Here is a 14,496-nt window from a genome sequence, read left to right on the forward strand (position 1 = left end):
TCTCCCTGTTTCAATTACTTGCGCGCAGCCAGCACTTGAGCCGGTTGAACAATGTTTTCCTGGGCCTTGTTGGACCAGCTGTTGCGTATGAAGGTAATGACTGCGGCGATTTCCGTGTCGGACAGCACCCCTTTCCACGGCGGCATGCCGCCCTTGCCATTCATCACGATGTTCAGGTTGGCGTCCTTGGGACCGTTCACGATCTGAGAGCCATCGAGAGCCGGGAACGCGCCAGGGACACCCTTGCCGTTTGCCTGATGGCAGGCTACGCAGTTAGCTGCATACACTTTTTCGCCGCGCTGCTTCAGTTCATCGACGGTCCAGGTCTTGTTCGGATCGTCTGCCATGGCGGCCATTTGCTTTTTCTTGCCCTCAACCCATTGTTTGTACTCTTCGGCAGTCACGACGTTGACGACGATTGGCATGAACGCATGTTCCTTGCCGCATAGCTCAGCGCACTGCCCACGATACACACCGGTTTTTTCTGCACGGAACCACGTATCGCGGACGAAACCGGGAATCGCGTCCTGCTTCACGCCGAAGGCCGGGATCATCCACGCGTGGATGACGTCGTTGGCGGTCAACACAAGGCGGACTTTTTTGTTCACGGGCACAACGACCGGATTGTCCACCTCAATCAGATAGTTATCGTTCTTGACCTTGCTGGCGTCGACGATCTGCTCGCGTGGCGTCGATAACGCGGAAAGGAAGGAAATTCCCTCACCTTCACCCTTGAGATAGTCGTAGCCCCACTTCCACTGCATGCCGGTGACCTTGATGGTGAGGTCGGCAGCGGACGTGTCTTTCATTGCAACGACGGTCTTCGTCGCGGGCAGCGCCATGCCGATGACGATCAGGAACGGCACTACCGTCCACGCGATCTCGACTGCAGTGCTTTCATGGAAGCTCGCAGGCTTGTGGCCGACAGACTTGCGATGCTTGAAAATCGAATAGAACATCACACCGAAGACCGCCACGAAGATCACGAGGCAGATGATCAGCATCAGGTTGTGCAACGAGTAGATTTCTTCGGCGATTCTCGTGACCGGCTCTTGGAAGGTCATTTGCCGCACGGCCGGACCGCCGGGGCTGTCGTTTACCGCCCATGCCGGCATGCCCGCCGCCAAGAGCGATGCACCGAACAAGATGGGATGAAGGCGCTTCGCAAGTCTCATAGTTTCCCCAAAACCAAAAATTGGAATGCAGTTATATCTTTTTGAGGCCAGCACGCGACATGAGTCCTGCGCCAGCTCAAATGTTTTTCATTCTGTTAAAAACCGGCCAACTTGGAACTTCTCGTCTTATGCCTGTCAAGTAGCCGCGACTTGATTCCGCGCAACAACGGGCTGCAGCTAGCAGTGCAACCTGAGGAAAGTCCAACTACGCAATTCAAAAGACGTGAGGCAATGTGCAGGGCAAAACTGCAACACACATGGACGGCGCAACGCGCCAGCGAGTGTTACGCCCAAAGACCCATTGCTACGGGAGGGGAAGGGGTAGCGCCCGAATGTGTCGTGCAGTTATTGCAAACACAAGAAAGCTCGGGCAGTATAAGTCCGAATTGATCAGACTAGCAAGCACAAATATTTACTAAATGCAATGATCTAGATCATTTTTTCCCAAAGTCAAGGCGGATTATGGCCTCGCCATTGGCGGTTACCCGGGATGCCGGGCGGAACGCATGCCCGTACACGACTTCAAACGTGAGGGAAATCTTGCCGTCGGCACGGCGGCGGCGTTCAAGAACTTCAATCGCGCTCTTCCATGCCTTTCGACCGAGGAGGCCTTGGCGGCGCGTTAACAGCGGATTCCCGCCCCAGGCTCGCACGTCTGCCATCAGTTTCTCGACGGATTCATAGGTGACCGTGATTGTTTCCATGTCCATGACCGGCGTCGAGAAACCAGCATTGACCAGCATGTCGCCAAAATCGTGCATATCGACAAAAGCGAGTGCATGCGCCGCGGCATCAATGGCGGAAAAGGCGGACCGGACCTCCTTGAAGGTGTCTGGACCGAAGCAGGAAAACATCAGCAACCCATCCACGCGCAACACGCGCCGCCATTCCGCAAACACACGATCCGGCTGCGGATGCCAGTGCAGGGCAAGGTTCGACCAAAGCAAATCAACCGAACCGGTCTTCAGCGGGATTTGTGCGAAATCACCACAGAGCAATCCGGAACCCCGCGCAGTTCCCGCTCCCAGTTTGGCGGGTAGCCACTTTGTCAGAAGGCGGTTCATCGACGACATGGCGGAACGTTGACGATCGCTTGCCGTGGCGAGCATGGCTGGCGAACCGTCGAGACCGAGCACCTGCGCTTCCGCATACTGTTCCTGCAGCACCGAAAGGTCGGCGCCCTCGCCACAACCCGCATCCAGCACGTATTGCGGCTTGATTTTCACGAGCGAAAGCCGCTCATGCATGCGTCCGGCAATTTCCCGGCGCAGGAAATTCGACTCCGCAACACGATGCGGTGAGGCAAATAGAGTGCGAACGCGGCCCAGGTCAATCGGGGCACTGGATACGCGGTCGGAAGACGGGGAAGAAGATGGAGGTAATGGCACGAGGAAATCCGGGGTAGGCAATGCGATAATGAGGGCAGTTTACACGCTTGAACACCTGCCTGCTCCATGCTCTCCCGTCTACGTCTCTGGTCGCAACATGCCTTGCACCGCCTGCCTGCGGTGTTGCCGGCATGCTGCGCATTATGCGGCGGGCGCAGTGAGCAACCGCTTTGCGATGGCTGCCATCAGCAGTTTTTCCTCCGCCGCACACATCGCTGCTCCTGTTGCGCCCTGCCCTTGCCCGCCTCTGCCGGAAATACCTGCGGTGAATGCATGCAGCGCGCGCCGGCATTTGATGCCACTGTCGCTGCAACCGACTATGCAGCACCGGTTGACCAACTGGTGTTGGGGCTGAAATTCGGCAGCAGGCTCGCTCTGGCACCGCTGTTCGGCAGGATGCTTGCCGATGCCGTCTCTCAGGCGCAAGCGTCCGCAATGCCGACATTGCTCACAGCGGTTCCGCTCGGCCCGCGGCGCCTGGCCGAACGCGGCTTCAACCAGGCGCTGGAAATCGCGAAGCCGCTATCACGCACCCTGAACATCCGGCTGGATGCGCGGGTGGTGTCGCGGCTGCGCGATACGCGCGCGCAGGCGTTGCTGCATCCGGACGAACGCCACAAGAATATTCGCAATGCCTTCCTCGTCGAGGGTAGTGCCATCGATCACATACGCGGCCAGCACATCGGCGTAGTCGACGACGTGATGACCACCGGCGAAACCCTGAATGAGCTGGCCGCAACGCTGAAACGCTTCGGCGCCGCCCGCGTGACGAACTTCGTGTTCGCGCGCACATTGAAGTAAGGAGCACACTTGTTTCACGTCGTACTGGTTGAACCCGAAATCCCGCCGAACACCGGCAACGTGATTCGTCTTTGCGCAAACACGGGCGCACAACTGCACCTCATCGAGCCGCTCGGCTTTCCGCTGGATGACGCAAAAATGCGACGCGCCGGACTCGACTACCACGACTATGCAACGATGAAAGTGCATCGGAACTGGGATGCCTTCATCGCCAGTGAATCGCCGGATCCGGCACGCATGTTCGCGTTGACGACGCATGGCTCGACACCCTTTACGTCTGTTGCGTTCCATCCGGGCGATGTTTTCGTATTCGGCGCGGAGACACGCGGGCTCGCACCGTCATTGCGTGAATCCTTCCCGCCATCCCAACGGATTCGTTTGCCGATGCGGCCGGACAACCGCAGCCTGAACCTGTCCAACACCGTTGCCGTCGTCGTGTACGAAGCCTGGCGGCAGAATGGTTTTGCCGGCGGCAGTTAATTTCCTCAACCTCAATACAGAAGGGAGCATCATGCAATTTCGCACCGCACTCACATTCGCAGCAGCACTCCTGGCCAGCTCCGTTGCACTCGCGGAGGAATTCAAGCTGAAGGATCTCGTCATCTCGGAGGCCTATGCGCGCGCGACGATGCCGCAACAGCGGGCCGGTGGCGCATTCGTCACCATCGAAAACAAGGGCAAGGAAGCGGACAAGCTGGTCGGCGCCTCGACACCGGTCGCAAAATCGGTGGAACTCCATACGATGGTGATGGACAACAACGTGATGAAGATGCGCGAAGTGTCCAACATCGAACTGAAGTCTGGCTCGACACTGGTGATGAAACCGGGCGACGGTTATCACCTGATGCTGATGGGCCTGCAGAAACCGCTGAAGGAGGGTGACAAATTCCCGATCACATTGAATTTTGAGAAATCGGGCAAGACGGAAGTGACGGCTGTCGTCCGCAATATCCAGGGCGGGATGCAAGGCGGCATGCATGGTGGCGGCATGCAAGGAGGCATGCAAGGGGGGATGCGACACGGCCAATAAGCGAGTTCCGTTGTAAAAATCAGATGTGAGCGAGCGGCGCATGCTCTCGGCGCCGCTCTATTGCTGACACTGAACAGACGCAAACCGGCAGGCTGCAAGCGTCAGACTTTGACAAGACTGACCGCTGCGCGCACCTCGCCGGTGCGGATTCCCCTCAAGTTGGTGATGTGAGGTCGCTCCCACGCCGAAAGCGGCGTTCCGTCCGTGGAGGACAACAGCGTCAACTGCCTCATGACGGACAGGACAGCCGGATACAAAGCGCGCGCGTTGCCGTCTGCGACCTTCACCGCAATCCCAAGCCCCGCCGAGCGGATGCCAATCGCCTGCACGCCTTCTGCGCCGCCCTTCGCTACCCAGTCACCGGGTACCGTCTGCATGAAGGCGAGATCAAAGCGACCCGTGCCCGACACCAGTTCCGGGTGCGCCGTCATTGCACCGAACAGTTCTCCTGTCATGCTTGCGTATTGCGGATCCTTGCCGCCTTGCGCCAGCCGCGCATACGCGTAGGCGAGCCGCGCCAGGGGCAGCGCGTAATTAGGCGCGGAACAGCCGTCGACGCCCATTTTCAAATCCGCTTCCTGCATGCCGACAATGCCGGAAACTTCATGCCGGACGGCCTGCTGCAAGGGATGTGACTGATCGATGTATGAATCAAGAGGCAAGCCGTGCTGCACACAATAGGCAAGAAAACCGGCATGCTTGCCGCTGCAGTTGTTGTGCAGCTGATTGAATGTCGCGTCAGGCGGAGGCTGTTTGCCCGCAACCGCATAATGACTTGGCACATGGCAGCCGCAGCGCAGATCATGCTCTTCACAACCAGCCTTGGCCAGCATTTCTTGCACGATGACGGTGTGCATCTCCTCACCGGAGTGACTGGCACACATCAACGCAAGCTCGCGGCTGCCGAAGCCGAAACGGGCGAGTCCGTCGTCTCGGAGGAAAGGCAGCACCTGGAAAGGCTTGAGCGTGGAACGGGTAAAGGTCAGGAAGTTCGGATTACCCGCGTGATAGAGCAGATCGCCTTGCGTGTTGACGACGGCAATGGCGCCAAAGTGCACCGATTCAACATGGTCTGCGCGCGTGACTTCCGCAAGAGGAGCGAAGTGCGGCGCGGCATCCATGATGGGTCCCCTCAAGTGTTGCGTACCTTCGACAACAACTTGGTGGTCGAGCGGTCGTGCTCGAAGTCGATGGCAACGGCGCGTCCGCCATACACGGCAACGGCGCGGCCTTCCGGGATGGCGGTCATGTCGTAATCGCCGCCCTTTGCATAGATATCCGGGCGCGCATCCTGCACAACTTCGAGCGCAGTATCTTCATCGAAAGGCACGACCATGCTCACGGACTCCAGTGCAGCCAGTATCGCCATGCGATCTTCACAGGTATTTACCGGCCGGTCATCGCCTTTGCCGAGGCGCTTGACCGATGCGTCAGTATTGACTGCGACCACCAGCGACGCACCGAGTTCGCGCGCCTGCGCAAGGTAAGTTACGTGACCGCGGTGCAGGATGTCGAATACGCCGTTGGTCAGCACGACCGGTTTCGGCAATTGGGCGACGCGCTGTTGCAAGTCGCTGCGCACGCAGATCTTGTTTTCGAAATTGGGCATGATGAAATAAAAAAGCCGCAAGCGATGTGCTTGCGGCCTCTAGTGTAACGCTGGCGAAGGTCGAAAAGAGCGATCAGGCAGGTTGCGCCTGGCCAAGGCGGGCCGTCACCTCCTTGCGATAGCGGTTCAGGTCCTGCACCGATTCGAACGTGCGCTCGAGAAGCAGCGACATGTTGTGCAGGATGCGTTCGACCACTTTCTTTTCCCACTCGCCGTTGAAACGGATCTGCCCGTCGAGCCAGCGCTCCAGCCAGTCGGGATCCGGCAGGCGGCTCTGCACGGTATCATTCGGGAACAGTGCCTGATTGACATGCAGGTTGGTCGGATGCAGCGGCTTTTCGGTGCGGCGCGCGGATGCCATCAGTACGCCGATCTTGGCGAAGGCGGCGCGGGCAGTGTCGCCGGCTTCGGCAAGTGCTTTTTTCATGTAGCGCAGGTAGGCGCCGCCGTGACGGGCTTCATCCTGGCTAATGATCTTGTAAATTTGCTTGATGACCGGCTCGGTGTGCCATTCGGACGCGCAGCGGTACCAGTGGTTGAGGCGGATTTCGCCGCAAAAGTGCAGCATCAGGGTTTCCAGCGGCGGGGCCGGGTCGAACTCGAAGCGTACGTTGTGCAACTCTTCTTCGGTCGGCACCAGGTCGGGACGGAAGCGGCGCAGGTATTCCATCAGGACCAGCGAATGCTTCTGTTCCTCGAAAAACCAGACGGACATGAAGGCAGAAAAATCGCTGTCGCCACGGTTATCCCGCAAGAACATTTCCGTGGCCGGCAAGGCCGACCATTCCGTGATGGCGTTCATCCGGATTGTTTGTGCTTGTTCATCTGTCAGTTTGGAAGCATCAAACTGATCCCATGGAATGTCTTTTTCCATGTTCCAGCGTACTTGTTCGAGCGACTTGAAGAGTTCTGGGTACAGCATTACACACCTTCACAATTGAGTTAAGTTCTTGATTCTACCAACAAAAGCAAAAACACGAAGTTGCCCTCAGCAACTTGCCACACAGTGGGCGGGGCATGCGGCACTGCTCCACAACAATTCCCGACAAGAGCGTCGATCATGCAAGAGATGAACCCGTCAACGCCTTCGGTTCACATCCCCCGCGCTATCTGGGTCCTGGGTTTTGTCAGCCTGCTGATGGATATCTCGTCAGAAATTATCCACAGCCTGCTGCCGGTGTTTATGACCGTTGTTTTGGGAACAAGTGCCATGACGGTCGGCTTGATAGAAGGCATCGCCGAAGCGACAGCGCTAATTGCCAAGGTTTTTTCCGGCGTGCTCAGCGACTGGGTGGGCAAGCGCAAATGGCTTGCTGTTCTCGGCTATGGCCTGGGAGCACTGACCAAACCGCTGTTCGCCGTGGCAACGGGCGTCGGATGGGTGCTGAGCGCGCGCTTTATTGACCGTATCGGCAAAGGCATACGCGGTGCGCCGCGTGATGCACTGATTGCCGACGTGACCGATCCGTCGGTGCGGGGCGCGGCATTCGGGCTGCGCCAGTCGCTTGACACGGTCGGCGCCTTCGTCGGCCCCCTGCTGGCGATGGGTCTGATGCTGTTATGGGCGAACGATTTCCGTGCGGTGTTCTGGGTGGCAGTCATTCCCGGCATGCTGGCCGTCCTGCTGCTGATGGTGGGCGTGCGGGAGCCGGAGAAGGAAAAACCTGCCGGGAAAGTCGACTTCCCCATTTCGCGTGCAGCGCTCAAGCTGCTGCCTTCGGCGTACTGGTGGGTCGTGGGCATCGGCGCAGTTCTGACCCTGGCGCGCTTCTCCGAAGCCTTCCTGGTGCTGCGCGCGCAGCAAGGCGGTCTCGCCTTAGCACTCGTGCCGCTGGTGCTGGTGACGATGAACATCGTGTATGCCGTCTGCGCTTATCCGCTGGGAAAACTGGCCGACTCGATGCGCCATCGCATATTGCTGATCGCCGGTATCGTGCCATTGGTGATCGCCGACCTGATTCTTGCTCACAGCGGCGCGCTGCCGTGGGTCGGTGCCGGGCTCGTGTTCTGGGGTCTGCACATGGCGGCCACACAGGGGTTGTTGGCTGCGATGGTGGCCGATACGGCGCCGCCGCAGCTGCGCGGCACGGCGTTCGGCCTGTTCAACCTCGCCAGCGGGTTGGCCATGCTGGTCGCCAGCGTGCTCGCCGGTGCACTGTGGGACCAGCTCGGTGCGGCAGCAACCTTCCATGCCGGTGCAGTGTTTGCGTCGCTTGCGCTGCTTCTGCTTTTGATACGCAAAGCCTGACTCGCTGGAAGCGCTTGTAGCAGACGAGCATACAGGTATAGAGTAGCGAGCCTTGTTTTATTGACAGATCCGGCAACGGATCCTGCCCTTCGGAACGTGGACGTACATCCTTCATTGATGCTCTCCTTTGCGGTTGCGCTCGGCGGCGGCATGCTGATCGGTATCGAACGCGAACGCAATAAAGGCACCGGCCCGTCGCGCGCGCTGGGCGGTGTGCGCACCTTTACGCTGACGGGAGCCGGCGGCGCTTTCACGCAAGTCATCGGCCAGCCGTGGCTGGTGGCGCTCGGCGCCGCACTGGTGGCGATCCTGATCGCCGTTTCCTACTGGCGCCAGCGCTCGGACGATCCCGGCGTCACGACCGAGATCGCACTCTTTATTACCTATGTACTCGGCGTAGGCGCAATCGACCATGCGCAGCTGGTTTCGGCCGCCTTCGTCGCCGTGGCGGTACTCCTCGCCAGCAAGACGCGTCTGCACCGGTTTGCGACGCAAGTACTGACAGAATCGGAAATGCGCGACGGCCTGATCCTCGCAAGCGCAGCGCTGATCGTCGCGCCGCTGATCCCCAACCAGGAAGTGCGCTATCTCGCCAACGCCAATCCCAGCCACCTGTGGCGACTGGTGGTCCTGTTGATGGCATTGCAAGCGGTCGGCTACATCGCGCTGCGTGCTGCAGGTGCACGCGTCGGGCTGGTGGTCGCCGGCCTGGCATCCGGCATCGTATCCAGCACGACGGCCATGGGCGCAATGGGTGCGCGTGCGCGCAACCAGCCGGAGCTGGTGTCGAGCTACGCGGCCGGTGCGGTTTGCTCCAACATCTCGTCAATGGCATTGCTGTTGCCGGTTGCGGCGACGATCTATCCGCCGATCCTGAAGGAGATCTGGCCTGCACTGCTGGCGGGCATGGGAACCGGGCTCGCCATTGCCATCCTGCTTGCGCGGCAAAGGATCAACCACGACAACGTCGAGCCCCATACCCAGAAAGTGTTCAGTATCGGCCAGGCTGTCGGCTTTGCGGCCGTGCTGACTGCGTTGACCGGCGCCATCACGCTGGCGACGGAGCGCTACGGGATGGCAGCGGCGGAGATCGGCGCAGCGCTTGCTGCAACTGTCGAAATGCAGGCGGCGGTAGGCAGCTTGTTCTCACTTGCCGCCGGCGGACGGCTGGAAGCCTCCGGCATCATGCTGCCGCTGCTGTTTGCGCTATCGACCAATATGGCCTGCAAGGCGCTGATCGCATTTGCTGTGGGCGGGGTTGGATTCGGCGTGCGGACCAGCATCGGGCTCTTCTGCACGATCGCGGCGATGTGGGTGACGCTGCTGATCTGAAGGCGAGCATGAACGAGCAGGTCAGAGGCTTGGCACCTCGCCGTCGCCTTTCGGGCAATACAGGCCATACAGTGTACCGAGCACCGCGAGCACCTTGGGATCGGCAACCGAATAGAAGATGCGCTTGCCTTCGCGGCGGGTGCTGACCAGGCCTTCGTTGCGCAGCACGCCAAGCTGCTGCGACAAGGTCGGCTGCCGGATATCCAGCAATTCCTCCAGCTCTCCCACAGATCGCTCGCCGCCGCTCAACTGGCATAGCAAGAGCAGCCTGTCCGGGTTGGCCAGCGCGGACAACATCGCGGTCACCTCGGCGGCTGCGATGCGCATCGATTCCATTTCCGGCATGGCGCGAACATCGTCCATGGCTTTGCCTCTCCTTCTTGCCTGCACCTACCTTGGGTCTCGACATTATATGGAGAAATAGAATGTCCGGACGCAGGGAGCAGGTCACTGCTTTCTGGTCCTGCGTGTTAACATCGCCGACACCACTCTCCCATTTCCCCGCTCTGGAATGACCGTGTCGAATCATCAAGAACTCTTCGCTTCCCTGCCGACACCCTCCCTGCTGCTGGACAAGCATAAACTGCAAGCCAACTGTGCGCGCATGGCGGAACGGGCGCGCACCGCAGGCGTCAGGCTGCGGCCGCACCTGAAGACGGCCAAGTCAGCGGAAGTCGCGCGCATCGCGACGGCCGGCCAGTTCGGCGGCATTACTGTCTCGACGCTGGCAGAGCTCGAGTACTTTTTCGCGGCAGGATTTACCGACATGACGTATGCCGTCGGCATCGTGCCGACGAAGATGGATGCGATCAAGCGGCTCATGAACAAGGGGGCGCACATCCAGATCCTGCTGGATTCACCATCCGCCGTCGATGCAGTGGCGGCGCGAGCGGGCGGCCTTGACGGTTCGGTGCCTGTATTGATCGAGATCGATTGCGGCGGGCATCGGGCCGGCGTTGCGCCGGACAGCGAGCGATTGATTGCGATAGCACGGCGGGTTGCTGCAGCGCCGCACCTTGCACTCGCCGGTGTGCTGACCCACGCAGGGCATGCCTATCATGCGCAAGACCTCGCCGTGCGCAGGCGCATTGCGGTGGAGGAACGCGATGCGGCAGTCCATGCCGGAAAACGCCTGCGCGATGCGGGCTTTGCCTGCGAGACAGTCAGCATCGGATCGACTCCTACGGCATTGACGGATGTCCCGCTGGACGGCGTTACCGAGATCCGCCCCGGCGTCTATGTATTTTTCGACCTGGCGCAGGCGCAGCTTGGCGTGTGCACGATCGAGGATATTGCGGTCAGCGTGCTCGCCACCGTGATCGGCCATTATCGCGAAGCGGGCCACCTGCTCATCGATGCCGGTGCACTTGCCTTGTCGAAGGATGTGAGCGCCAGCGAGTTTGCGGCGGACATGGGTTTCGGCCTGGTATGCGACCTGCAAGGAAACATCGTGCCGGGCATGCATGTGGCCGATGTGCACCAGGAGCATGGCTTCGTGCAGAGCAGCTGCGGCAGCTTGCCGTTCGAAAGGTTCCCGATCGGGTCACGCGTGCGCATCCTCCCCAACCACACCTGCATGACCGTGGCCGCCTACCCCGCTTATCACGTCATCGAGCCGGGAGCCGCCGTGACGCAGACATGGGACAAGGCAACAGGCTGGTAGCGCTCCGTCGCCGTGTCAATCGTGAAATGCTATCCCGGGGTACGCTGCAGCGCGGCTCGGAATTTCAGGTAATCCTCCGCGCTCTGCTGCGGCCGCTCCAGCATCGGGAGATGGCCGATGCCGGGCATGACGAGCACTTGCGAGCGGGGCAGGAGCTTGTGCAGCATCGCGGCCGTATCCACATGGATCACGCGATCGCGATCGCCCCAGACGATCAACGCCGGCGTCTCCATGCCGTTGATGCGCTTTTCTATCGAATCCTCGACGATCTGCGAGAAGATCCGCTCTTCCAGTGCGACATTGTTGATGCGCTCCTTTGCCATCACGTTCAGGATCGGACGGGGAACGAACGGTGGTTCGCTCATCACGAAATCGAAGAGCTGCACGAACTCATCCTCGCTACGCACGATCAGAGGATTGCGTCCGGTTTCCAGATACATCTTCGCAGCCTCGCTGCGCGTGGCGGTCCAGACGCCTGCGGGATTCAGCAACCACAGGCTGGAGACCTCATCGGGATACTGGACCGCATAGGCCATTGCAATATGTCCACCCATCGAATTCCCGCCAAGATGGACGGCCCTGACGCCCAAGGCATGGGCGAGCGTGTGCAGCCGCTGTGCCTGCGCCGCCGCGGTGTAATCCGCCTGCTGCGGATGAGCGGATTCCCCAAATCCAATGTGATCGGGGACGATCACGCGGTAATGCGGCGTCAGGTAGCGCGCGGTGCGTGTGAAGTTGTCCTTGTTACCGCCGAATCCGTGCAGCAGCATCAGCGGCTCGCCCTGCCCACCCTCCAGATAGACGTAGCGCAGCCCGTCCGGCAACACGATCTCCTTGCGCTCCAGGCCGGCGAGGGATCGCTCGGCATTCATCGCCTGCCGGTACACGGAGGCGCAACCGGCAAGGTTCAGCAGGATGAACAGCAACGGCAGAAGAAGGCGCAATTGTCGGGTCATGTGATGATCTGCTTTCTCGATAAAGTGATGATGGATATCGGCAGGAACTACTGAATGGTGAGGCGCAAATCGCGGTGCATATGGACCATACGAGCCATATGAACTGCCTCGGGACGGCAATGCACGATACGCGTTCCCTGCACAGCCAACACAGCCGGCACAGCAGAGGAGATACGGCACACATACAACGCCGCGCCCCTGTAAGCGCCAGAGGCAACCGCAAACCCTCGCAACTTCTTTTTATCGTGATCCGCGCTCAGGATGCCTGAGATTGAGCAAACCGGGCGATGATCGCATCGCCCGGCATCAACTTGCCCGCCTACCGGCGCGACAAGGTGACGGTACCCTGTCCTTTCGCGTACATCAGGCCGAGGTTGTACTGTGCAGCTGCGTGGCCCTGCTCTGCGGCCTTGCGATACCAGTGTGCGGCCTGCACAAAGTCTTGCGGGACGCCGAGGCCATTGTTGTACATGAGCCCGACATTGAATTGCGCCGCAGCCTCGCCCTGCTCTGCCGCGCGCCGGTACCAATGGACGGCTTGTGCGAGATCCTGCTGCACGCCGATGCCCATCTTGTACATGTTGCCGAGGTTGTACTGTGCGCTGGCATACCCTTGCTCCGCCGACTTGCGATACCACTGCGCGGCTTCGGCCCAATCCTGGGGAGCGCCATGACCGTTGGCGAACAACATGTTGCCGAGATTGTTCTGTGCGTACGCGTCGCCCTGATAGCCGGCCTTGCGGTGCCAGTACACGGCCTGCGCGTAATCCTTCTCGACACCCATGCCCTTGATATACATGTTGCCGAGGTTGTGCTGCGCCAGCGCATGTCCCTGTTCCGCGGCCTTGCGGTACCAGACAGACGCCTCGGCGTAGTCCTGCACAACGCCTTCGCCGTTGCTGAACATGAGGCCGAGGTTGTATTGCGCACCCGCATCACCCTGGTCGGCCGCCCTGCTGTACCAGTGGAAAGCCTGGTCGTAGTCCTGCGCGACGCCTTCACCGTTGTGGTACATCAGGCCGAGGTTGACCTGCGCACCCGCATCGCCTTTGTCAGCAGCCTTGCGATACCAGTGCAATGCCTGCTGGAAGTCCTTCTTCACGCCCAGACCTTTGCGAAACATGTTGCCGACGTTGTTCTGTGCAAAGGCATTGTCCTGGTCGGCCGCCTTGCGGTACCACATCATCGCGGCGGAATAATTCTGCGGCACGCCCTGACCGTGGTTGTACATGTTGCCGAGATTGATCTGTGCCAGCGCATGTCCCTGCTCGGCAGCACGTCGATACCACTGCACCGCCTGCGCGTAGTCCTGCGGCACGCCGTGACCGTTGTTGTACAGCAGGTTCGCGAGGTTGAGCTGGACCTTTACCTGATCCTGCTCGACCGGCTTGCGGTACCACGGCAGATCCTGATCAACGTCTTGCATGGAGCCGTCGCCGTGATCGTAGCGGATGCCGAGGTTGACCGGCGCGCTGGTATAACCCTGGTCGGCCGCCTTGCGATACCAGAGCACGGCAATCTTGTGGTTCTGCGGCACACCGTGCCCGATGGTGTACATGTGGCCCAGGTTGATCTGCGCATGGGCATGGCCCTGCTCGGCGGCCTTGCGGTACCACTCCACGGCCTGTGCCGAGTCCTGCCTGACGCCCTCGCCCTGTTCATACATCCAGCCAAGGTAATACTGCGCGCGCGAGTCGCCCTGGTCGGCGAGCGAACGCCACTCGCCGAGCGCGCCCGCGTAGTCGTTCTTGTTGTAGGAGGCCAGTCCCTCGACGAAGCCGGCGTGCGCCGATGCCGAAAACAGGGAAGCGAGGAGGAGTGGCAGGAGCTGATGACGAATCTTCCGGCCGCCCGATCCTGTGCGGCGCGCTGATTTCACGTCGCGCAAGGTCCACACGTCGTCTTTCTGTTGCATCTGATTTTTCATTAATCTTCCCCCTGGATTTCATGTTGTCCGAAACCGCCTGCATGACGACCGCCGATCCTCCCCTGCACCGGCCCGCTTGCACTGCATGCAATTCCGTGATCGTTGTCCGTGACCGCATTGGATGCCGGGTGCGTGCGCAGATTGCACTGCGTTGCCAGCGTGAGAAAGATGCCGCACGGCTCGTCATAGTAAGACAACACTTGTTGCACCTCCGGCGATTCCGGCTGATCGTCGAAGCCAAATTATTGGCTTGGAGAGCCAGTGCAGACGAATGACGGCGAGCGTGTGCGCAGAGGCGGTAGCAAAGCCCCTAAGCCTTTGATAAATCTCAACATTGTTACGTAGCCGGTTGGCTGCATCGGCTGTG

14 protein-coding genes are annotated in these 14,496 nt (G+C 60.1%); 6 read left to right on the plus strand and 8 right to left on the minus strand.

The window, feature by feature from the left end; genetic code table 11:
- Positions 1-14: 14 nt before the first annotated feature.
- Both coxB and ACYVIA_RS04630 read right to left on the minus strand, forming a co-directional pair.
- Positions 15-1,175, minus strand: a complete 1,161-nt coding sequence (gene coxB / locus ACYVIA_RS04625) for a cytochrome c oxidase subunit II (protein ID WP_460838328.1) — start codon at positions 1,173-1,175, stop codon at positions 15-17.
- Between the two features lie 434 nt (positions 1,176-1,609).
- A complete protein-coding gene (locus tag ACYVIA_RS04630) occupies positions 1,610-2,563 on the minus strand; it encodes a methyltransferase domain-containing protein (RefSeq protein ID WP_460838330.1) in 954 nt (317 codons plus the stop codon).
- Between the two features lie 273 nt (positions 2,564-2,836).
- On the opposite strand from ACYVIA_RS04630, the gene ACYVIA_RS04635 reads away from it, so the two are divergent.
- From ACYVIA_RS04635 to ACYVIA_RS04645, 3 genes are read left to right on the plus strand one after another with little or no spacing between them, the layout of a single operon-like run.
- On the plus strand, positions 2,837-3,364 hold the full coding sequence (locus tag ACYVIA_RS04635) for a ComF family protein (protein WP_460838332.1): 528 nt from the start codon (positions 2,837-2,839) through the stop codon (positions 3,362-3,364).
- A gap of 9 nt (positions 3,365-3,373) precedes the next feature.
- The gene (trmL, locus tag ACYVIA_RS04640; protein WP_460838334.1) at positions 3,374-3,844 is read left to right on the plus strand and encodes a tRNA (uridine(34)/cytosine(34)/5-carboxymethylaminomethyluridine(34)-2'-O)-methyltransferase TrmL; all 471 of its coding nucleotides are present in this window, start codon (positions 3,374-3,376) and stop codon (positions 3,842-3,844) included.
- 31 nt (positions 3,845-3,875) lie between these two features.
- The gene (locus tag ACYVIA_RS04645) at positions 3,876-4,394 is read left to right on the plus strand and encodes a copper chaperone PCu(A)C (RefSeq protein WP_460838336.1); all 519 of its coding nucleotides are present in this window, start codon (positions 3,876-3,878) and stop codon (positions 4,392-4,394) included.
- A 101-nt stretch (positions 4,395-4,495) separates the two neighbouring features.
- On the opposite strand, the gene ACYVIA_RS04650 is transcribed toward ACYVIA_RS04645, so the two are convergent.
- The 3 genes from ACYVIA_RS04650 to ACYVIA_RS04660 all read right to left on the minus strand — a co-directional run bounded on the left by ACYVIA_RS04650 (position 4,496) and on the right by ACYVIA_RS04660 (position 6,925).
- Positions 4,496-5,515, minus strand: a complete 1,020-nt coding sequence (locus ACYVIA_RS04650) for an asparaginase (RefSeq protein ID WP_460838338.1) — start codon at positions 5,513-5,515, stop codon at positions 4,496-4,498.
- Positions 5,516-5,526: 11 nt separating this feature from the next.
- A complete protein-coding gene (gene rfaE2, locus ACYVIA_RS04655) occupies positions 5,527-6,003 on the minus strand; it encodes a D-glycero-beta-D-manno-heptose 1-phosphate adenylyltransferase (RefSeq protein ID WP_460838340.1) in 477 nt (158 codons plus the stop codon).
- Positions 6,004-6,076: 73 nt separating this feature from the next.
- A complete protein-coding gene (locus ACYVIA_RS04660; protein WP_460838343.1) occupies positions 6,077-6,925 on the minus strand; it encodes a ferritin family protein in 849 nt (282 codons plus the stop codon).
- A gap of 138 nt (positions 6,926-7,063) precedes the next feature.
- Here ACYVIA_RS04660 and ACYVIA_RS04665 point away from each other — a divergent pair, with 138 nt between their 5' ends.
- Both ACYVIA_RS04665 and ACYVIA_RS04670 read left to right on the plus strand, forming a co-directional pair.
- Entirely contained in the window at positions 7,064-8,251 is a 1,188-nt protein-coding gene (locus ACYVIA_RS04665; protein WP_460838344.1) for an MFS transporter, read from the plus strand.
- A 96-nt stretch (positions 8,252-8,347) separates the two neighbouring features.
- A complete protein-coding gene (locus ACYVIA_RS04670) occupies positions 8,348-9,583 on the plus strand; it encodes an MgtC/SapB family protein (protein ID WP_460838346.1) in 1,236 nt (411 codons plus the stop codon).
- 21 nt (positions 9,584-9,604) lie between these two features.
- Here the strand turns inward: ACYVIA_RS04670 and ACYVIA_RS04675 are convergent, their stop codons facing one another.
- Positions 9,605-9,946, minus strand: a complete 342-nt coding sequence (locus ACYVIA_RS04675; protein ID WP_460838348.1) for a metalloregulator ArsR/SmtB family transcription factor — start codon at positions 9,944-9,946, stop codon at positions 9,605-9,607.
- A 154-nt stretch (positions 9,947-10,100) separates the two neighbouring features.
- Between ACYVIA_RS04675 and ACYVIA_RS04680 the strand changes: the two genes are divergently transcribed.
- Entirely contained in the window at positions 10,101-11,246 is a 1,146-nt protein-coding gene (locus ACYVIA_RS04680; RefSeq protein WP_460838351.1) for an alanine racemase, read from the plus strand.
- A gap of 29 nt (positions 11,247-11,275) precedes the next feature.
- Here ACYVIA_RS04680 and ACYVIA_RS04685 read toward each other — a convergent pair whose 3' ends face one another.
- Together ACYVIA_RS04685 and ACYVIA_RS04690 are read right to left on the minus strand one after the other, a co-directional pair.
- On the minus strand, positions 11,276-12,202 hold the full coding sequence (locus tag ACYVIA_RS04685) for an alpha/beta fold hydrolase (protein WP_460838353.1): 927 nt from the start codon (positions 12,200-12,202) through the stop codon (positions 11,276-11,278).
- 319 nt (positions 12,203-12,521) lie between these two features.
- On the minus strand, positions 12,522-14,129 hold the full coding sequence (locus tag ACYVIA_RS04690; protein WP_460838354.1) for an SEL1-like repeat protein: 1,608 nt from the start codon (positions 14,127-14,129) through the stop codon (positions 12,522-12,524).
- Positions 14,130-14,496: the final 367 nt, after the last annotated feature.

It is taken from the genome of Noviherbaspirillum agri (assembly GCF_054780595.1).